The organism is Clostridium sp. AF35-15, from assembly GCF_003477745.1.
GTDB classification, from domain to species: Bacteria; Bacillota; Clostridia; order Lachnospirales; family Lachnospiraceae; genus Otoolea; species Otoolea fessa.
The window spans coordinates 30880-51340 of record NZ_QUDY01000014.1 but is presented as its reverse complement, the minus strand read 5'-3'; the positions used below and the strand labels follow the sequence as shown (position 1 = coordinate 51340).

Here is a 20461-nt window from a genome sequence, read left to right as displayed (position 1 = left end):
CATAATGGGGAAAATGGGGAAAAAGCAGGTTTTATGCATTCTTTTGGGGATAATTCTGGCAGTTGTGGGATATCTGGTGGAAAAAAGGGATGGGGCGCTGGAAGAGGGGAACCGGCTGAACCGCTATGCATACGGAGAAGGGGAACGGCAGCAGGAAGTGTGGGTGCGCGGACTGTGGGAGAAGGAGATTCCGGTGGAGATTGCGCTCGGAGAGCGGGAATATGCGGAAGAGGATGCAAAAAAAGCATTGCTGGAGGCGGGAGGTAAACTGGCGGATTTAATTCGGGGAAACAATCCGTCCCTGCAGGAGGTAAGGGAAGATCTACATCTCGTTGGCTGGATGGAAGAAGAGGGCATCCGGGTCCGCTGGACACCGGAGTATGCGGAATGGATTCAGACAGATGGGACAGTTTTAAATGAAGAATGCCCGGAGAAGGGGATTCAGACAGAACTGACCGCATCCCTGCAGGCGGGGGCATTCAGCCGGGAGTACCGGTTTCCGGTCACGCTATATCCGCCGCTTCGGACGAAGCAGCAGGAAAAAGAGGCAGGTTTTAAGCAGCTGTTAAAGCAGATGGATGAGGCGCAGAGAACGGAAGGTCAGCTGGTTTTGCCAAAGATGTATGAGGGGAAGAATTTATCTTACCGGGTGCGCGGAGACAGGGAATATCTGCTGTTTCCGGTGCTGGGGATTGCGGCGGCAATTCTGCTTCCTCTTTATGAAAAACAGAAGGAGAGTGAGGAGAAAAAGAAGAAAAAGCGGGAACTGATGGAAGACTACCCGGAGATTGTGTCAAAGCTGACCGTATTTTCCGGGGCGGGGCTTCCGGTCCGCCGGGCATGGGAACGGATTGTGCTGGAATACGAGGCGGCATGCCGGGCGGGAACACAGACGGAGCGGGCGGCATACCGGGAAATGGCAGCGGCATATCACCGGATGCAGCGCGGTGTCCCGGAACTGCAGGCATATGCGGAATTTGGTGCGGGCTGCCGTCTGAGACCGTACCGGAAGCTTTCCGGGCTTTTGGAGCAGAATGTCAGAAATGGGGCAGAAGGACTTCGAAAGGCGCTGGAGACAGAGATGGAGTCGGCGTTTGAAGAAGAGAAAGCACTGGCAAGACGCCGGGGGGAAGAGGCGTCCACAAAGCTGATGCTTCCATTGTTTCTGATGTTGATGATTATTATGGTGATGGTTTCAGTCCCGGCGTTTCTGGCGTTTGGGATCTGAAAAATGGGGAGAAAGGAGAAAAAGTATATGGATAAAGCGTATCTGGTAAGAGAAGTAAAATCGTTTCTGATGGACGAGGATGGCGTGGGGGTCATTGAATTAGTGCTGATTCTGGTGGTGCTGATAGGTCTGGTCATTGTCTTTAAAAAGCAGATTAATACGCTTCTTACAAATATCTTTAAACAGATCAACAGCAAGTCGAAGGAGGTATATTGATCCGGGCAGAACGGCACGTTGAAGCAGAAATGGACGTTTGCGGGGGTATCACAGTTTTCCTGAGTTTGATTCTGACCTGTATCTGTGCGCTGATGGGCGGGCTGTTTGAGTCCGCCCGGGCAGCCGGAAGCGGCTGGTATATGCAGATGGCGCTCAATTCCTCCCTGGATTCGCTGATGAGCTGTTATCACCGGGAGATTTGGGATAAATACCGGATTTTTGTGCTGGAATGTGCGGATAAAGAGCGCCTGGCGGCGGAGATGGAGCCGCAGATGGAAACATATCTGGCGGCAGCGCCCTTTTATCCGGTCAGCGGCGGCAAGGTACAGATCGAAGCGATGGATGCGATCACCGGGCATAATGGGGATTTCTTTGCGAAGGAAGTTACCGATTATATGAAAGTGGGTGTCTGGACGCTGGAAAGTGAGGAGTCTGAACTGCCTGAGATGGAAAAACGGATGACGGAAGCAAGGGCGGTTCATGGGATTGCGGAAGGATATCAGGAAAATGGCAGAAAAGTGCTGCGTCTGGAAGAGTCGATCGAGGCGATCGGAGCCTGCCTGCAAAAACAGGAGAAACATCTGGAGGAGATGGAGGCAGCGGTTCGCCAGGCGGATGGAAGCTCGTTCTTTCAATCGGCGGAAAGCTTAGAGAAAGAATTAAAGCAGATTCCGGGGCTGGTTGCGGCGTATGAAAAACAGGCGGACCGGCTTGCGAAAGAACTGCAGGGATCGGAGCAGGAGGCGCAGGAAGCCCAGCCGGATCTGGAAGAAGGCTCCTGGGGCATGGTACAGGAGGAGATGCGGGGGTATCGTTCGTATTTGGATGCGGATGGAGCGCGCCGCCAGGAGGTAAAAAAGACAGAAGAGACGGCTCACGGAAATGAAGAGGTGGTTGCAGAAGCAGTCCGGAAAGGAAAGGAGATACAGGATTATATCGATGATTGGGAGCCTGACGATGAGGACGATGAGCTGGACGAGGAAGCGCTGTGGGCGCCGGTTCTGACGATCACAGCGGGTTTTCAGAAGGATGGACGTTTCCGGGTTCCGGCAGTCCGAGACAAGAAAAAAATGAATGTGCTGGAAGCAGTCAGCCGCCTGTCGGGGACGGATCTGCTGAGTCTTTGTGTGCCGGCGGGAACTGTGATTTCAGAAAACTGGATTTCGACCGCGGCATTTCCGTCGGCATTGTATGCAGGCGGAGAGAGCGGAAAGCGGGGGACAGCTGGGGATGTCTGGACGGCGGGGCTTGAACGGGCTCTTTTAGATGCGTATGCGGCGCATTTTTTTACCCGGTTCGGGCAGGAAAAGACGGGAAGTGTCCATTATGAGCAGGAATATCTCTTACAGGGAAATGCGTCGGAGCGGGAAAATTTAAAACGCACCGTCAATGAACTTCTGGCTGTGCGCGAGGCGGTGAATCTGGCAGCTTTATATGCGGATTCTGAAAAACGGTCGGAGGCGGAAGCATTGGCGCTGGCAATCACGGGGCTGGCGGGAATCACACCGATCACGGCGGCGGCATCCTTCTTTATCATGACAGTCTGGGCGTTTGCAGAGTCGGTGGCAGATGTGAAGGTTCTGCTGGCGGGCGGAAAAATTCCTTTTTTCAAACAGCCGGGGGAGTGGCAGATTTCGCTTTCTGCTCTGACGGAAAAGGGCGCGTCCATCTTTCTGGAAACGGGGACGGATCCTTCATTGAAAAACGGGACAGACGACAGAGGGCTGGACTACCAGGACTGGCTGAAACTCTTTTTCCTGATACAGGGAAAGAGCCGTTTCTGTTACCGGATGATGGATATGATTCAGAACCGCATTTCAGAAAAAGAGCCGGGATTTCGGATGGATCAGTGCCAGTATGGGGTAAGTGTGTCCTATGCGGCACAGGGAACGTTGATACCGCTTCGTAGAACGTCCCAGAAGGAATATTAAACACAATTACAGGGGAGTGGAGGACAGTGTCCTTTTTCAGGAGATGATGCAAGTGAATGTGCCTCTCCAAGTACATAAAGAAAGCCAGTAAAAAAGATGATGACAACTAACCTAACAAAACGAATAAATGAAAGTATCTGTGCGGTCGGGATACCCGTCCTTCGGCGGCATAGAGCCCAAGTAACAAAACGACCCTGGAAAAGGGCATTGTCCTCTGCTTCCCTGTGTGCGAGCCTGACGATTGAGGCGGCGCTTAGTCTGACATTGTTTATGTTTACGGTGATTCTCCTGTCAGTTCCGATGGAAATACTGGATACTCAGAGAAAGGTGCAGACGGTGCTGGAAGTGACGGGGCGGGAACTGGGATGGCAGGTGTATCGGACATCCCATACGGTGCATCCGGCAGAAATGGAGGCGGGAAAAGCGGCAGAGGCAGAAGAAAAGGGAACGGGGGGCTGGTCAGAACTTCCGTCCGGGCTTATCCTGCAGGGATATTTAAAGGAGAAGATTCAGACAGCGGGCGGGAACAAAGTGTCCAATATCCAGTGTGGTGCCAGCCGCGTATCGGAAGATGGAGAATGGATTGACCTGCGCGCCTCCTATCAGGTGCGGCTGCCGTTCTCGGTATTTGCGCTTGACCATGTGACGCTTACTTCCCGGAGCCGGAAGCGGGGATGGATTGGGGCGGAAGGCGGGTATTTCTCAGAGAAAAACGCTTCAGAACCGGAGGAAAAATGGGTCTATGTGGGGCGGGACAGTACGCGCTACCATCTCTCACCTTCGTGCCATTATATATCGAATCAGATCACCGCGGCTGCGTATGCAGATGTAATTTCGGGGGTGCTTAGAAACAGCGGGGGATGCCGTTATAAGGCTTGCAGATACTGTGGAAAGACGGTGTCGGCGGGAGGTCTGGTGTATATTCTTCCGTCCGGCGAGGTTTACCATGGAAAGCAGGACTGTTCGTCATTGGCATATTATGTGCAGAAGGTGCGGCGATCAGAGGTGGAATATATGGGGGTGTGTTCATACTGTGGAAGTGGATAGGTGCGGATGGCGGAAAGAATCAAGGAGGGGTGAGAGGGCGGAGTGATGGAAAACAGTGCAGAGATAAGTTTCATGGGATTTACGCGGATGGATTTGGAAAGTGCAGTATGTTTCCTCTGTGCGGTTGTTTTTTCACTTTTTCTGATGGTCTTTTCCTGGCAGGATTTTCATAGAAAACGGATACGCGTAAGCTGGCTATATGGATTTGGAACGGCAGGAATGGCGCTTACGATGATACGGTGTGTGCTGTCGGTTATAAAAGATGGATGGGATTGGAAAAAAAGTGTGTTGCAGATAACGGTATGGCTTTTGGGAATGCTGCCGGGGATTTTTTTGTTCTGGATGGAGCGGCAGACGAAAGGTGCGGTCGGACTGGGAGATGGCTGCTTTTTTCTGATCACTGGGTGCTATCTGGGGGGATGGCGGACGCTTGAACTTTTGATGGGAGCTGTATTTGTGAGCAGTCTGGCAGGAGGTGTCTGGATGCTTACGGCACTGCTTGGCGGAAAGGGGAATGGTCTATGGGAGAAAATGCGGAAAAAGAAGTTGCCATTTCTGCCGTGTGTGCTTCCGGTGTGGATTTGGATGCTGATAGCATCTCTTGGATGAAGCGGGAGGTTTCTGCCAGTTATACGGTGGAAGCCTCGTTTGTGATGGCGGTTGCATTCTTTTTTATCGCGGCACTGTTAAATGGAGTGTTTGAGGTGCATGGCAGGATTACGGGGCGTTTTGTCCTGCAGGAGGCGATGGAATGGTGCCTGTATCGGGAGGAAAAAACGTTGCGGGGAGATGGAATGACTGTGGGGGAGATAAGCAGCAGAGCTGGACAGCGCCTGCATGGATTCTTCCGGTGCGGAGATGCAGTTTTGACGATCCGGGAAGATGGGGGAGACTTGGACGGAAGGGTAAAGAGCAGTACAGAGACGGAGATATCCCTGCGCGGACAGGAGCCGGAGCGGGCGATCCGTTTGCTGACAGTGTTGGAAAATGCAGAGTGATGGAGGATACGGGATGGAGATTCGGTACAGCCGGGAAATGAATCATAATTATATGATAATCGAAGCGCCGGAGGAAGAAACGGGCTATGCGGTACAGATGCTGTCGGCGAATGCCATCGAAGGGCTTTTGAAGTTCCGGGTCCGCCAGACGGAGGAGGCGAGAGAATATTATTATGAGATAACGTCGAGACAGCCACTTAGACGGGTGTTGGAAAAGCGGACCTTGTCGGGACAAGAACTCCGGTCGATTCTGCTTGGTGTGTTGGCGGTTCTGAAGCGGGTGGAAGAGTACCTGTTAAAAGAGGAACAGCTTTTGCTGGATCCGGAATATCTGTATCTGGAACCCGATCATTTTACTGTGGAATTATGTCTGGTTCCGGGGCATCGGGAAGAGGCGCCGCAGGCGCTCTCAAAACTGCTGGGGTATCTTCTGGAACGTGCGGATCATCAGGATCGGGAGGCTGTTGTATTAGCTTATAATCTGTACCAGATTAGTCTGCGGGAGAATTACGGAACGGCAGATCTGCTGCGCCAGCTTTCGGGGGAAGATCGGATCTTTTCGGCAGAAAAACGAAACGAGGATGAGGGGGATCCTGAGACGGCGGGAGTGTGGGCGGATCGGCAGGAGTGGATTGAAGCGGAGCAAAATCGGAGGGATACGTTGAAATCTCGATCTGGGAAAATGGCTTCTGACACTCAAACGCCAGCCAGGAAGGATTGGAAATATAGGCAGGAAGCGTTGTATCAGGAGAAAACGGTGAAAAAGAACCTGGAGCCGGTAGAGAACTCAGATGAAGTGGGGGAAAAGTCTGAAAGGGCAGGTGGAAAACAAAAGGGACAATGGCAGAACAGGTGGATAAAGGTACTTGGAAGCGCGGTGGCAGCTGGCATTGTGTATTGGTACGTGACGGGAGAAATGGATGTATGGCTGTATGCAATCAGCGGCGGCATCGGGGGAATCGTGTTTTTGAGGGAGATGTTGGCAGCCCGCAGAAAATGGCAGGTATATGGTGGCAGGAAGAAAAATCGAGGTCAGGGAGAGGATAGAGAGGAAAGCACGGAAGTGGATCAGGCGAATGAAGCTGGACGAGGTGGAAAGAGTAGTCGTGTGCGGAATGGTGAGAGGAAAGTGATCCAGAAAAAGAAAGAACGGTCTGGGATAGAAGGGACTCTATCATATCAAGACTGGCAGCAGACAACGCCTGAAAACCGCTGGCAGGTCTATCCGGAGAGTGAAGAAGCTTATCGGCAGGAACTTCGAAGAGAAGAAGAAGCACAGATAGAGCGGGCGAGAGAAGCGGGGACTACGCTTCTGTCTGCCTCAAAGAATGGGGAAGGAACGGTGCGCTTAGAGCCGGTGGAAGCCGGAGGAACAGTGATTCAGATTTCCTATATTCCATTTACACTTGGAAAACATCCGGGGCTGTCGGACGCATGTATTGACCGTCCGACCGTCAGCCGTCTTCATGCGCGGATCGATCAGAAGGAGGGCGTATACATTCTGACAGATCTCAATTCAACCAATGGAACATCGGTCAATGGCTATCCGCTTCAGGCAAATGAAACAGTCAGTTTGGGGAATGGGGATTCCATTTATTTGGCGGATGTCGGATATAAATTTTGGGAACACCGATAAATTGTCTGAAAATATGAAATAATAACCAAAAACACGAAATTGATGTGAATTATTTTGCAAGTACATCAATTTCGCGTTTCTGCAAATTTACATAGAACAAGCCATGGGGATATGCTATAATAAAGGCACTTGACATGGAAGTTTCAAGCCAAGTGACAAAAGAAAATACCGCTTTTCCAGTGAATGGAGAAGCATAGAGAGAAGGAGAGACCGACATGACAGACAAAGAATGTATTTTTTGTAAGATCGCTGGCGGAGAGATTCCATCCTCAACGGTTTATGAAGATGAAGATTTTCGTGTGATTCTGGATTTAGGACCGGCATCGAAGGGACATGCGCTGATTCTGCCGAAGCAGCATTTCAAAGATTTATGTGAGCTGGATCCGGCGATTGCGGCCAAAGCTCTTCCATTAGCTGGAAAGATTGGTGCGGCGATGAAGAAAGCACTGGGCTGCACGGGTTTCAATGTGGTTCAGAACAATGGCATATCCGCAGGACAGACTGTTTTTCATTTCCATGTACACATTATTCCGAGATATGAAAATGGACCGGATATGGTGACATGGGCGCCAGGAAAAGCAACGCCGGAAGAGCTGGCAGAAATTAGCAGCTCCATCCGCGAAGAACTGACGCGATAGGAGTTTGGATATGCACCATGAGAATGAAAAAATGGCGCTTTTTGAAGCGCTTTACAGAGAGTACCTGGTACCGCTGAAGAAATATGCGTATAGAATTGGAGTAGGGTACGATGACATTGAGGATATGGTGCATGAAGCTTTCATTGAATATTACAAGCGCTATTCGTTAGATCTGGATCATAAAGTAAAGTTGGTTTTACTGATCCGCATTTTACGGAGCAAGTGGATCGATAACCGGAGGCAGATGCGGCGCCGCGAGATGCTGCATCTGGAAGATCCGGATGCGGAAGAAGAGATTATGAACCTTCTTTTGGAAGGGGAGATAGGAATTCAGCTTCTGGATCAGGAGGTTATCGATAGGGATATCTATTGGAACGTATGGAAGATTGTCAAATCTATGAAGAAGGACTGGCGGGATGTTTTGATTCTCCGTGTTTTGGAGGGCTTGACGGCGGAAGAAGCCTGTGCGGTTTTGAAAATCAAATCAACGGTATGCTGTACACGTCTTTACAGGGCAAAAGCAGAATTGCAGAAGCGCGTGTTGAGGGCAAAGCTGTTTGATATTTAAAAATCACATCGAAGCAGAGCCGTTTCGAATCTGTCCGATGTGATGATAAGCTTACATATTCAGTGTTTTAGTCTTGTACTATACAAACGTAGCAATGCTACTAACTGCGTGCGCAATCATGAATCAGCCCCATGATGGTTTTGACAGCATTGTTTAAGTGGCTTTCAGACATTTTATCAATGAACTGCTGGCGATTTTTATAGGTCTCTTCGATTGCCTGGCTGAGAGTATCTGCGGTTAAAACTTCTTCTTCCAGAACGGTGCTGAATCCCTGTTTTGCAAAGGAGTTGGCATTTAAGATCTGGTCGCCGCGGCTGGCAGCAGCCGACAGAGGGATCAAAATGTTCGGTTTGCGGAGTGCCAGAATTTCGCAGATGGAATTTGCGCCCGCGCGGGAGATGATCAGATCTGCCGCTGCAAAGAGATGGCGGAGTGGTTTATCCACATACTCATACTGAACATATCCTTCGGTGCCGATGAGAGACTCATCCAGATTGCCTTTTCCGCAGATATGTATTACCTGATAGGTTTTCAGAAGCTGCGGAAGAATGCCGCGGACAGCCTGATTGACCGTGACGGAGCCGAGACTTCCGCCGATGATCAGAATTACTGGGCGATCGGCAGAAAGATGGGCGTACTGGAGTCCCGCCAGACGATCCCCGTGCAGAAGCTCTTCACGGATCGGGGAACCGGTCAGAACCGCCTTATCTTCCGGAAGATATTTAAGTGTTTCCGGAAAGTTGCAGCATACCTTGGAAGCGGCTGGAATACAGATTTTATTTGCCAGTCCTGGGGTCATATCGGATTCATGGATGATGACAGGCACTTTATAATGCTTGGCAGCCAGAACGACCGGAACAGCGACAAAACCGCCTTTGGAAAAGACGATATCCGGTTTGTATTTTTTCATAAGCTTGCGAGCCTCAAAGTATCCTTTCAGAACGCGAAGCGGATCTGAAAAATTCTTAAGGTCAAAATAACGGCGCAGTTTTCCAGATGAGATTCCATCGTAAGGGATGCTGGCTGCCTCGATCAGGCGGCGCTCAATGCCGTTATAAGAACCAATATAGTGAATCTCAAAGTCTTCCTCGCGCAGTGCCGGAAGCAGGGCGAGATTCGGTGTAACATGACCTGCAGTACCACCGCCGGTCAGAATGATTTTTTTCATAGTAGTTTCCTCCACACATCAGCCGCTGGTTACGGTGTGAGGGGACAACCATAACCTGAAAACAACTGTTTTTATGCTTTATCATACCCGCAAAGGGTTACATTTAGTATAGTAAACGGAAAAAAAGAAAAGTCAACCTAAAAGTTAGGACGAGGACAGAGAGGAGGGATAAAAAGTGAGCAGAAGCCGGCGCGGAAAAAAAGCTGGAGAAGATGCAGAGCGCCTGCTGCAGGAAGCGTTTGGAGTCAGCGAAGATCAGCTGTTGAAGGATTTTATCCTTGCACAGACGGAAGTAAAAGACAGCGACATACCTCCAGGATCAGAAGATGGCTTTGAGAGGTTGATGGCAAAGTTAGAAGCGGAGGTGGGAACAAGCCCGGAAAGTGAAAAAGAATCATCCAGCGAGAACATTGTCAAACTGCACGAAGAAGCTCGCAAACCACGCCGGTTGAAATCGATTGTAAAAGTCTCTGTAGCTGCCGCCGCTATCGCAGTGATGGTTGTGGCGATGGGGATTTCGGTTGGGGCGAAGAGGGAGTATCGGTATGTGGTGCGGGAGAAGGACAGTGTACGGAATGAGATTGTCTTAAATAATGTTGAGGCTATTCCTGGAGAGGATGAATTAGATAAAGCATATATAGAAATAACTAAAAAAACAAAGGTTCGTCCGTTGAAACTTGCGTATATGCCTAAAAAGATGAAGTATGTAAAAGCAGATATAGGAGAAACGTGGGTTATAATGTATTTTTCTTATGAAAAATATCGTGTAAAGATATTAGAAGAAGTAGGTGGTACTGGTAATTCTACAAATGTTATATCTGATAGAAAAAAAGAAGAGTATATTTATAATGATTTGTTAAAAGAAAATATTTATTTTGAAAAATCAGAGCTTTCAGATGGGAAATTTGAATATAGTGCTAATATTGTAAAAGGGGATACATACTATCAAATTTCGGGGATAATTCCTAAAAAAGAGTTTAAAAAGATTGTTGAAAATTTATTTTTAGAAAATTATTAGGGGGAAATTTTATATGAGAAAAAAATTATATACACTGATATGTGCAGGAATGATTATAGCTGCAAGTATGATGCAAGTTTATGCAGCAGACACACAGTATATTAATGGAGTTTCGGTTGAAGAGGCGGATTATAGCAATGCTTGTTTATTAAATGAAAATGTTTCGGAGGGAATTGCGAGGGGGATAGAACCAAGGGGAAGTATTATTGATACGGCATTAACAAGAATTAGTAATTTAGGAAAAGGAGATATTGGAATCCTTATTCAGACAGTAGCTCATGTAGAGTGTGATAAAATAAAAAATATTGCAGTTCTGCAAAGAGAAGAGGATGGTAAATGGGTAGAAGTTTCTAGATATATATATGATGCTAGCAAAGAGGATTTTCCAACGGAAGATTTATCAGGAATGTCGAATGATTTTACAGTGAAAAACCAGAAAACAGGATATTATTATAGAGTAGTTGGCGTTCATTATGTAGAGTCAAATGGAAAGGGACAGTCCTTTATGACAAAAACAGAGGGAATCAAAATCACCGAATACGGCGACTAATTCTAAACGGGGACAGTGTTACTAAATTTATATTTGCAACACGAAATAGTATGAAAAAAGCGATCACATAAATACCCCCACCTGCAACCATCCAGGAATTTCTGATTCAAAATTCCAGATGTTTTCAGGTGGGGGTTCTTAAACGGTTTTTCATTATGCCAACAGGCGTGAAAGAATCTCCTCAAAAATTCCTATTTCACGTTCGCTTTATACTCCTTCAACGCCTGTGCCAGCTGATCCGGGCAGGAAGTTGGGCGGAAGCCGCACTGGATGCCTTCGATGCGGGAGATTGCCTCGTCAATATCCATGCCATCGATCAGGCGGGCAACGCCCTGTGTGTTGCCGGAGCAGCCGCCGACGAACTGCACATTCTTTACTTTATTATCTTCTACTTCAAAATTAATCTCACGGGAACAGACTCCCTTTGTCTTGTATGTCATGGTAAAACCTCCTCAAAATGGTATGTGTTTTAATCTGCTGTGGCGGGAATCCACCGCAGTAAAATGATTATAGTCTGCCAGTAAAGGTGTTGTCAAGATAACAAAAATCCAGTATACTTTCTTTTGAGAAGATACGGTGTAACTGTTCATAGGTAGGCACTTTTGGAATCGAAAGTGCCGTAAGAAAACATGGTGGCAGCAGGAATTTGTACAACGTGTGAACTGTGACGATACGGTCGTGTTAAAAAGAATAGAAGGATGAATAATAGAATGTACGCTCGGAGTCTTTTCTGCACTTGCTTTTGCGGCTTATTTTCCGCCAGCTGCACCCGAATTTCAGAGGCGGACGCAACGCCAACGCTTCAGAAATTTGGGCGCAACTGACAAAAAATTATCTCACAAAATCAAGCACAGAAAGATTCCGAGAGTACATTTAGAAAAAACAGGAGGATAAACAGATGTTAGGAATCATCGGAGCGATGGATGAAGAGGTGGCTCAGATCAAGGAGAAAATGACGGATGTTACCGTGACAAGCGTAGCCGGTATGGATTTTTATCAAGGCAAACTGGGCGGAAAGGACGCAGTTGTGGTTCGCTCTGGTATCGGTAAGGTAAATGCAGGTATGTGCAGTCAGATTCTGGCGGATCGGTTCCATATCAGCGCGATTGTGAACACAGGTATCGCCGGTTCCCTGCGTGCAGAGATCAACATTGGCGATATCGTTGTATCGACGGATGCGGTGCAGCATGATATGGATGCGAGCGGATTTGGATACCGGATCGGACAGATTCCGCGAGTAGATACCTTTGCATTTGAGGCGGATGAGAAGCTGCGCGAGCTGGCGATTGAGTGCAACCAGAAGGTCAATCCGGAGATTCAGGCATTTCCGGGACGCGTGGTAAGCGGCGATCAGTTTATCTCGGATAAGGCAAAAAAGGAGTGGCTGATCGAGCAGTTTAGCGCAAGCTGTACCGAGATGGAGGGCGCAGCGATCGCACAGGCGGCATATTTAAACGGAATCCCGTTCCTGATTATCCGTGCCATTTCAGATAAGGCGGATGACAGCGCAGGTATGGACTATGCGGCGTTTGAGGCGCAGGCGATCAAGCATTCGGTAAACCTACTGCTTGAAATGGCGTCCCGGTATGAGGCGTAATGAGTCATAGATATGATTCACAGACAGAATTTTTAATAACCCGAAATTTTGCATGATACGCATTATTAATACCTATTTAAAATCGAATTAAGGCAGAATTTGACGAACGATTTTCCCCTTTCTCATCTTCACAAAGACTCTTTCGGCGGCTATAATAAAGCCACGATGCAGGCGGGATTTGACAGGGCGCAAAAAGCAGAATGTGAAAAGCAGAATGTGAAAAGCAGATTGTAAAAAGCAAATTGCAAGAGACAAACTGCGAAGCGCCTAAACCTGACCTGTGGCAAGCCATCCGGAAGTGATCCGGAAGTAGAGAAAGGGGAGCTTTTTTATGCTGGAATTTTTACAAACTGGAAAAGCGCTGTCCGTTCTTGCGGCGATCGGAATGATCGGATTTGTCAGCAAGTTGATTACACGGAGCCTCTACAAAAGATTATTAAAAGAAACTGACAACATGGCGATGACCCGGAACAAGAATCTTCAAAATCTGAAGCAGCGGTTGGAAAATACCTGCCGCCTGGGACAGAACATCGTGAACACGCAGGCATATCTGGACAAGCAGATTGACGGATTTTCATTTTTACATATTTCGCTGGATGCGTGGAACGGCGTGTCAATGGAAATGGTGCTTTTAGGGCTTCTGACCGGAGCAGCGGAGGCATTTCTGGCGTACTGGTATGAGCTGGATGCAAGCTATATTGTGCTGTATGCATCGGCAGCTGTCATGAGTGGTCTGTTTCTGGCATTTATCGAGAGCTGTTTCCAGATTGACCAGAAACAGCAGCGGCTGGAAACGGCGCTTTTGGAGTATGTGGATAATTCGGTGTTCCTTCGGGCGGCACGTGAGAAGGAGACGCGCGGACAGGAAATGTCAGGAGTTTCTGGAGTATCCGGCGGAATTGCTGGCGCGGACTCGAATGTGCGGGAAATGCCGAAACGGCTGCAGAGTGCTTTGCGGGCAGAGCGCGGTGTGAGCAGTCGGGATGGCGCAGAAACGAATAATCGGGATCTGGGAGAAACGGAGTTTGAAAAAGGAAAATCGCGGACAGCGATGAGAGTGAATCCGTTCCGTGAGCGGGATGCACGGGCACAGAATCTGATGCGGGCAGTTCGCACTGCACCGTGCGAATCGGAGGAACGGGACAAGCATGAGACAGATGGGCATCTTGCGGATCGCCGGATGGTATCAGGAAATGAAACGGGAAACAATACGGGTCCCAGGCAGGAAGCAAAGGAGCGTCCCAGCGACAAGGAAATGGAGTATTTGAAGCAGAGCCTCGCTCAGATTGCAGCAAGCCGGGATACGCGGGAAACACGAAATGGAGAGGCAAATGCAGGTGACTGGATGAAAGGTTTGAGCCGCGAGGAGGCGCAGGTCCTAGGAGATATTATGAGGGAGTATTTATCGGGATTGTAAATGATGAATCCAACTGAAAACCGGTTGCACATGGGTGTCCAGATTGCTATAATAAGGATAAGTTAAGTTTTTGACAAAGTAATCACGCCGCCTGCGGACGGCTGAAATGCAAAGGAGAGAAAACGTATGGAAAAAGATGTGATCTTTGATTATTCAAAAGCAGCTGCATTTATTCATGAGGAAGAGATCGCCGGTATCAAGGCGGGCGTGCAGGCGGCAAGAGAGACGCTGGTAGAAAAGACCGGAGCGGGCAATGATTTTCTTGGATGGATCGACCTTCCGGTGGACTATGATAAGGAAGAGTTCGGACGCATCAAAAAAGCTGCGGAGAAGATTCAGAAGGATTCCGATGTCCTGCTGGTAATCGGTATCGGCGGTTCGTATCTGGGCGCAAGAGCGGCGATCGAGTTCCTGTCCCATAGTTTTTACAATAATCTTCCGAAAGAAAAAAGAAAAACACCGGAGATTTACTTTGTTGGCAACAGCATTAGCAGCAAATACATCCATGATCTGATGGATTTGGTCGATGGAAAAGATTTCTCTATCAATATTATTTCCAAGTCCGGTACGACAACGGAGCCGGCGATCGCATTCCGTGTATTTAAGGAGATGCTGATTGAGAAATATGGTAAAGAAGAGGCAAACAAGCGAATCTACGCGACGACAGACCGGGCGCGGGGCGCACTCAAGAATCTGGCAAATGAAGAGGGCTACGAGTCCTTCGTGGTTCCGGATGATGTTGGCGGTCGTTTCTCCGTCCTGACGGCAGTCGGTCTGCTTCCGATCGCGGTCAGCGGCGCGGATATAGATGCGTTGATGCAGGGCGCGGCAGACGCGAGAAAGAATGCACTGGAGACTCCGTTTGAGAAGAATTCTGCTCTGTTATATGCGGCGGTCCGCAACATTCTGCTCCGGAAGGGCAAACAGGTCGAGATTGTGGCAAACTATGAGCCGAGCCTGCACTATGTATCGGAGTGGTGGAAACAGCTCTACGGCGAGAGCGAGGGCAAGGATCAGAAAGGTATTTTCCCGGCAGCGGTTGATTTAACGACCGATCTTCATTCGATGGGTCAGTTCATCCAGGATGGCGCGAGAATCATGTTTGAGACAGTTCTGGAAGTGGCTGAATCTCCGGCGGAGATCATTTTGAAGAAAGAAGATGTTGACACGGACGGTATGAACTATCTGGCTGGCAAGAGCGTGGATTTCGTCAACAAGAGTGCGATGAACGGCACGATTCTGGCACATACCGACGGCAGTGTGCCGAACCTGAAAGTGACGATCCCGGCGATGGATGCATACAGCTTGGGACAGCTCTTCTATTTCTTTGAATTTGCCTGCGGCGTCAGCGGATACCTTCTGGGTGTCAATCCATTCAACCAGCCGGGCGTAGAGAGCTATAAGAAAAATATGTTTGCACTGCTTGGCAAACCGGGCTATGAGGAAGCGAGAGAGGCGCTGCTTAAGAGACTGTAGGGGGCGGACATATAAAAAAGTATGCGTTCTGCGGCATTCTCTCCGGCATGTTCCATGAAGGAAACTGCAGCCCGGATATAAACATAGAAAACGGAACATAGAATAAAAAACGCTTTTATCAGCAAAAACTGATAGAGGCGTTTTTTTGTGTAATAGGAAATTCCTTGGAATTCCCCATTACACAAAAAGGCACATTCTTTTATGCCGCAGAACCTCGAAAAAACAATTTTCAAAAATTATAGATAATTTTTACATAAATCACCTCCTGCATTTTACAAACCATCTTTAAGATAGAATCTGGACACAGCACAAGTGATTTGACAGAAGAGAAGCGCGGCAAAGGACTCCCGATCACGATTTTGACATAGATGGCTGGTTCCAAGGTAAGACAGACTGGGAGATGGGACACCGCAGCAGGAGGAGAACGAATGAAGGTAAGTATGAGACGTCTGATGGCGCTTGCGATGGCAGGCACGATGACATTGATGGCAGGATGCAGCCAGGCATCCAGCTCGGCGACAGGAAGCAGCGACACACAGAGCGCGTCCGGAGAGAGCGGGGCAGAGAAGGCGGCATCCGGCGATAAAACGGTGATTGAATACTGGCACTGTAACGCAGAACCCCAGGGAGGTCTGGTCGTAGACGATCTGGTAAAGAAATTTAATGAGGAAAATGATCACATCGAGGTAGTAGCGAAATACAACCCGGATATGTACAAAGGTCTGATGCAGAATCTGCAGGCGGAAGCGGCGACCGGAAATACACCGGCGCTTGTTCAGATTGGCTGGGCATTTCTGGATTATTTCTCCAATAACTTTGACTATGTGGCGCCGCAGGATGCGATTGATAAATTCGACAGCGAGGATGCAAATTTCTTAACCGACAATTTCCTTCCAAATGTCTTAGACCTGGCGGTCAACAGCAACGGCGAGCAGGTCGGAATCCCGTACTCCTTAAGCAGCCCGGTTCTCTACATCAATAAAGATCTCTTAAAAGAAGCGGGCCTTTCCGAAGATGGACCGGAGACCTGGCAGGAAGTACAGGAATTTGCCGAGGCAGTCAAAGAGAAGACAGGAAAATATGGTTTCTATATGCAGGAACCGGCAGACTTCTGGGCGCAGCAGGCATTGGTTGAGAGCGCGGGAGCGGATATGTTGACTGCGGATGCATCCGGCAAGAAAAAAGCAAGCTTTGCAATCGAGGACGGCATTGCGGCAATGCAGATGATGCAGGATATGGTAAAAGATGGTTCTGCCCTTCATGTTTCATGGGAAGAGGGCTGCCAGAGCTTTATCGACGGCAACTGCGCGATGCTCTACACCACCATTGCGAGACGCGCTTCCGTACAGAAGGGGGCACAGTTTGACGTAGCAACCGTGAAATCCCCGCTGTGGAACGACAAGGAGCGCAAGGTTCCGGCAGGCGGCTGTTTCTTAGCCATCACCGCGCAGAGCGACGAGCAGATTCAGGCGGCATGGGAGTTTGAAAAGTATCTTTACAGCGTAGAATCAATGGCAGCATGGACCGAGGGAACCGGTTATGTACCGCCGAGAAAAGATGTGGCAGAGGCAGAAAATGGATTGAAAGATTTTCTGGCTGAGAACACAATGATGAATGCAGCGATTGAGCAGATGGACGGCGTTGTATCATGGACCGCATTCCCGGGCGATGCAGGCCTTGAGGCAGAGCAGCTTCTTCTGGATATGAGAGACCAGATTCTGGGCGGTCAGGTATCTGCGAAAGATGGTATGACGAGCACACAGGATGCGATCAACCAGCTGCTGGATGCACAGTAGGGACAGGCAGCCTGACGCTTGGAACGGCTTTCGGGTGGCAGAAAAATCATTACAAAATTTAGGACAGAAATGAGAATGGGGTTGTTGCGGAATAGCAGAACGTGTTTTGGCAGAATGGACTGCGTGCAGATAAGACGCAGGAAGCGGCCGGAGCGCGAAAGAGCTGTTTGGCGGCAGCCCCTTCATAAAATGCATTGGAATGGAGGAAATAGTTTGAATCGGGAGGACAAAAAACAGGCAGCGCTTGGATATGTTTTTTTGCTGCCGTCGCTCGTCATGTTTGCGGTATTTATGTTTTATCCGCTTTTTTACACGCTGTATTTGAGTTTTTTTGAGTGGAACATGGTAAAGCCGGTCAAGAAGTTTGTGGGACTGGGGAATTATATTTCCGTTTTGAAGGATCCGAATACATGGAAAATCTTTGGCAATACATTCTGGTACATCGTGATTCTTCTGGTGTTTAACTTTGTGATGCCGTACATTTTATCATTCATTCTTTCGTGCGTCATCAAAAAGGGACAGAGTTTTTACAAGGCGGTCTTTTTCCTGCCGAGTGTGATTTCGCTGGTCGTCGGCTCGATTCTGTATACATGGATTCTGAATCCGATTTCGGGTCCGGTCGCGATTGTGGCAGGCTGGTTTGGGCTGAAACTGCCGTTTTGGTCGAAAACGGAGGGCTGGGTCATCGCGGTACTCTGTATTATCACGACCTGGAAGACGTTTGGCTACAATTTCATCAACATCCTAGCGGGCGTCTCCGGTGTCTCAATGGAGGTCATCGAGGCGGCGCGTCTGGAAAATGTGCCGATGTGGAAGATTTTTAAGGATATCGTCGTGCCGATGAGTTCTGCAACTGGAATCTATGTGTTTATTACGACGATCGTGCAGGGACTCCAGTATGTGTTCACGCCGATCAAGGTCGTCACACAGGGAGGACCGAACTATGCCAGTTCGAACCTGATTTATATGTCGTACCATGAGGCGTTTACACTCTATAAAACAGGAACTTCCTCGGCGGTATCGGTCATGACGATGGCACTCTTTATCATTCTTTTGGTGCTGGAATTCCGGTTTGTAGAAAAGGGGGTTTACTATGAAAACTAAAGACAGACAGATCGGCTGGCATCTGTTTCTGGTGGTGGTCGTTTTCCTCCTTCTGATGCCGATCGTATTTGCAATTTCCAACTCTTTCAAGACGATGCAGGAGGCGTTCAACACGGTTTTTCAGGTGATTCCGCTGCATCCGACGCTGGAAAATTATCGGCATGTATTTGACAAACTGCCGTTTGTGAAAATCACGCTGAATACGTTTCTGATCGCATCGACGGTCACGATTTTTAAGACAATCACGGGACTTCTGGCGGCGTATGCGTTCGTCTATTTCCGGTTTAAGGGAAAAGGATTTTTGTATTTTATTATGTTAAGTACGCTGTTCATCCCGTTTACGGTCACGATGATTCCAAATTATCTTCTGATCTCTAAAATCGGTCTGCGCGATCGTATCTGGGGCGTCGCACTGCCGCAGCTGGCGGATGTGCTGGGAATTTTCCTGCTGCGCCAGGCAATGCGTGGAATCCCGCTGGCACTCATTGAGGCGGCACGGATGGAAAATATCCGGCACATGAAAATCATGCGCGACATTGTGATTCCGCTGGTGCGTCCGTCCATCATTTCCACCGGCATCATTTTCTTTATCAATTCGTGGAATGAATATGTGTGGCCGGTGCTGATCTTAAAATCCAAGGAAAATTATACGCTGTCGCTGGCATTGCAGATGTACATCAGCGCCGAGGGCGGTACGGAATTTACGATCGCGATGGCGGTGTCGGTGCTCACGATGCTGATTCCGCTGGTACTGTATATCATTTTCCAGCGCTATATCATCAATACATTTGCGGCGTCTGGATTGAAGGGATAATGGGAGATTGCGCTGGACATAAGAAAGGGATAGATTAATTCAATGAAAAATATTGTATTTGAAAATGTTAAAAAAGCGTATGGCAAAAATGTGGTCGTGGAGGACCTCTGCATGGAGGTAAAGGAGGGCGAACGCCTGATTTTATTAGGTCCGTCCGGCTGTGGAAAATCGACGACACTTCGCATGATTGCGGGACTGGAAAATGTGACCGCCGGAAACCTGTGGATGCGCGACCAGGTGGTAAATGATGTGCCGTGCGGCGAGCGCGGTGTCTCGATGGTGTTTCAAAACTATGCGCTGTTTCCGCATATGAGCGTCAAGAATAATATCATATATGGTTTAAAAGCGCACAAGATGGATGAGAACGAGATCGATGCGCGCTTAAAAGAAGTCCTCAAAATGCTGGAACTGGAAGGGCTGGAGGATCGGAAGCCGAAGGAGCTTTCCGGCGGACAGCGCCAGAGAGTGGCATTGGCGAGAGCCGTGGTAAAGCGCGCCGACTATTTCCTTCTGGACGAGCCGCTGTCAAACCTGGATGCACAGCTTAGGATGCGTGCGAGAAAAGAACTGGTAAAAATCCATGAAATGTACCACCCGACGTTAGTCTACGTTACGCACGACCAGATCGAGGCGATGACGGTTGGCGATCGGATCGCGCTCATGTACCGGGGCAAGATGGAAATGCTCGATACCCCGTCACACGTGTACAATCGTCCGGCAAGCGTGTTCTGTGCGAAGTTTATCGGTTCGCCGTCCATGAATATCGTGGAGGCGGAATATCATAACGGGGCGCTTGTCATCGGGAAGCAGAAGGTAGAACTTCCGGGTATCTGGCAGCGGATCGCCGCGCAGTGCCCGTCGGGACTGCTGTACGCCGGTGTCCGCCCGGAACACGTGATGATGAGCCGCACCCCGCAGGAGCGGTCGATCGAGGGCATGGTCCGTTACGTGGAGGATTACGGAAACCGGTACGGTGTTTATATTCAGGTCGAGGGAGACAAGAACGAGCTGATTGCCATCCGCGAGGGCGAGATTCCACAGCCGGGTGAGAAGGTATACATCCATGTGGAGACGGAAAAGCTGCATCTGTTTGACCGCGGGACGGAGAAATCGCTCGGTTACCCGGAGATGGTGATCCGCGCACAGGAAAAGCTGGCGGTGCCGAAATTGGAAAAGGCGATCGCCCAGTAAGAATAGAGATAATAGAGCGAAAAAAGTGTTTTCAAAACAAGATTATGAACGTATATTTTGAAGAGGAG

The 20461-nt window shown here is 48.9% G+C and carries 20 protein-coding genes; 18 read left to right on the top strand and 2 right to left on the bottom strand.

Translation table 11 applies throughout. The features are described 5' to 3' along the window. Positions 1–4 precede the first annotated feature (4 nt). The 9 genes from DWZ76_RS13485 to DWZ76_RS13445 all read left to right on the top strand — a co-directional run bounded on the left by DWZ76_RS13485 (position 5) and on the right by DWZ76_RS13445 (position 8262). Positions 5–1228, top strand: a complete 1224-nt coding sequence (locus DWZ76_RS13485) for a hypothetical protein (RefSeq protein ID WP_118472976.1) — start codon at positions 5–7, stop codon at positions 1226–1228. 27 nt (positions 1229–1255) lie between these two features. Further along, a complete protein-coding gene (locus DWZ76_RS13480) occupies positions 1256–1444 on the top strand; it encodes a Flp1 family type IVb pilin (protein ID WP_022360416.1) in 189 nt (62 codons plus the stop codon). Next, a complete protein-coding gene (locus DWZ76_RS13475) occupies positions 1441–3375 on the top strand; it encodes a DUF5702 domain-containing protein (protein ID WP_243017852.1) in 1935 nt (644 codons plus the stop codon). The genes DWZ76_RS13480 and DWZ76_RS13475 overlap by 4 nt, the downstream gene beginning before the upstream one ends. Before the next feature lie 207 nt (positions 3376–3582). Further along, positions 3583–4422 carry a hypothetical protein gene (locus DWZ76_RS13470; protein WP_118472975.1) on the top strand — a complete coding sequence of 280 codons (840 nt, stop codon included), beginning with the start codon at positions 3583–3585 and terminating at the stop codon, positions 4420–4422. A 45-nt stretch (positions 4423–4467) separates the two neighbouring features. After that, positions 4468–5031, top strand: a complete 564-nt coding sequence (locus DWZ76_RS13465; protein ID WP_117796599.1) for a prepilin peptidase — start codon at positions 4468–4470, stop codon at positions 5029–5031. Then, positions 5028–5420, top strand: coding sequence for a hypothetical protein (locus DWZ76_RS13460; RefSeq protein WP_117796600.1), 393 nt, complete (start codon positions 5028–5030; stop codon positions 5418–5420). Before DWZ76_RS13465 ends, DWZ76_RS13460 begins: the two co-directional genes overlap by 4 nt. A 13-nt stretch (positions 5421–5433) precedes the next feature. Next, a complete protein-coding gene (locus DWZ76_RS13455) occupies positions 5434–7056 on the top strand; it encodes a DUF6382 domain-containing protein (protein ID WP_118472974.1) in 1623 nt (540 codons plus the stop codon). Between the two features lie 215 nt (positions 7057–7271). Then, complete coding sequence (locus DWZ76_RS13450; RefSeq protein WP_022360422.1) at positions 7272–7694, top strand: HIT family protein; 423 nt, start codon at positions 7272–7274, stop codon at positions 7692–7694. A 10-nt stretch (positions 7695–7704) separates the two neighbouring features. Then, entirely contained in the window at positions 7705–8262 is a 558-nt protein-coding gene (locus DWZ76_RS13445; protein WP_227589698.1) for an RNA polymerase sigma factor, read from the top strand. A 100-nt stretch (positions 8263–8362) separates the two neighbouring features. On the opposite strand, the gene DWZ76_RS13440 is transcribed toward DWZ76_RS13445, so the two are convergent. Beyond that, positions 8363–9430: an undecaprenyldiphospho-muramoylpentapeptide beta-N-acetylglucosaminyltransferase gene (locus DWZ76_RS13440; RefSeq protein ID WP_117796602.1), complete on the bottom strand. Its 1068-nt coding sequence runs from the start codon at positions 9428–9430 to the stop codon at positions 8363–8365. 175 nt (positions 9431–9605) lie between these two features. Between DWZ76_RS13440 and DWZ76_RS13435 the strand changes: the two genes are divergently transcribed. Then, entirely contained in the window at positions 9606–10448 is an 843-nt protein-coding gene (locus tag DWZ76_RS13435) for a hypothetical protein (protein WP_117796603.1), read from the top strand. A 13-nt stretch (positions 10449–10461) separates the two neighbouring features. Further along, on the top strand, positions 10462–10998 hold the full coding sequence (locus DWZ76_RS13430) for a hypothetical protein (protein WP_117796604.1): 537 nt from the start codon (positions 10462–10464) through the stop codon (positions 10996–10998). A 191-nt stretch (positions 10999–11189) separates the two neighbouring features. On the opposite strand, the gene DWZ76_RS13425 is transcribed toward DWZ76_RS13430, so the two are convergent. After that, complete coding sequence (locus DWZ76_RS13425) at positions 11190–11438, bottom strand: TIGR03905 family TSCPD domain-containing protein (RefSeq protein ID WP_022360027.1); 249 nt, start codon at positions 11436–11438, stop codon at positions 11190–11192. Between the two features lie 458 nt (positions 11439–11896). Here DWZ76_RS13425 and DWZ76_RS13420 point away from each other — a divergent pair, with 458 nt between their 5' ends. From DWZ76_RS13420 to DWZ76_RS13390, 7 genes are all read left to right on the top strand, one after another. Next, complete coding sequence (locus tag DWZ76_RS13420) at positions 11897–12595, top strand: 5'-methylthioadenosine/adenosylhomocysteine nucleosidase (protein WP_022360026.1); 699 nt, start codon at positions 11897–11899, stop codon at positions 12593–12595. 331 nt (positions 12596–12926) lie between these two features. Then, positions 12927–14012, top strand: coding sequence for a hypothetical protein (locus DWZ76_RS13415; protein ID WP_117796605.1), 1086 nt, complete (start codon positions 12927–12929; stop codon positions 14010–14012). A gap of 126 nt (positions 14013–14138) precedes the next feature. Continuing rightward, on the top strand, positions 14139–15488 hold the full coding sequence (locus tag DWZ76_RS13410) for a glucose-6-phosphate isomerase (RefSeq protein WP_117796606.1): 1350 nt from the start codon (positions 14139–14141) through the stop codon (positions 15486–15488). Positions 15489–15916: 428 nt separating this feature from the next. Continuing rightward, on the top strand, positions 15917–17284 hold the full coding sequence (locus DWZ76_RS13405; RefSeq protein ID WP_118472973.1) for an ABC transporter substrate-binding protein: 1368 nt from the start codon (positions 15917–15919) through the stop codon (positions 17282–17284). Between the two features lie 213 nt (positions 17285–17497). After that, entirely contained in the window at positions 17498–18388 is an 891-nt protein-coding gene (locus tag DWZ76_RS13400; protein WP_022360022.1) for a sugar ABC transporter permease, read from the top strand. Beyond that, positions 18378–19202, top strand: coding sequence for a carbohydrate ABC transporter permease (locus tag DWZ76_RS13395; RefSeq protein ID WP_022360021.1), 825 nt, complete (start codon positions 18378–18380; stop codon positions 19200–19202). The genes DWZ76_RS13400 and DWZ76_RS13395 overlap by 11 nt, the downstream gene beginning before the upstream one ends. A 42-nt stretch (positions 19203–19244) precedes the next feature. Beyond that, positions 19245–20393, top strand: a complete 1149-nt coding sequence (locus tag DWZ76_RS13390; RefSeq protein ID WP_117796609.1) for an ABC transporter ATP-binding protein — start codon at positions 19245–19247, stop codon at positions 20391–20393. Positions 20394–20461 lie beyond the last annotated feature (68 nt).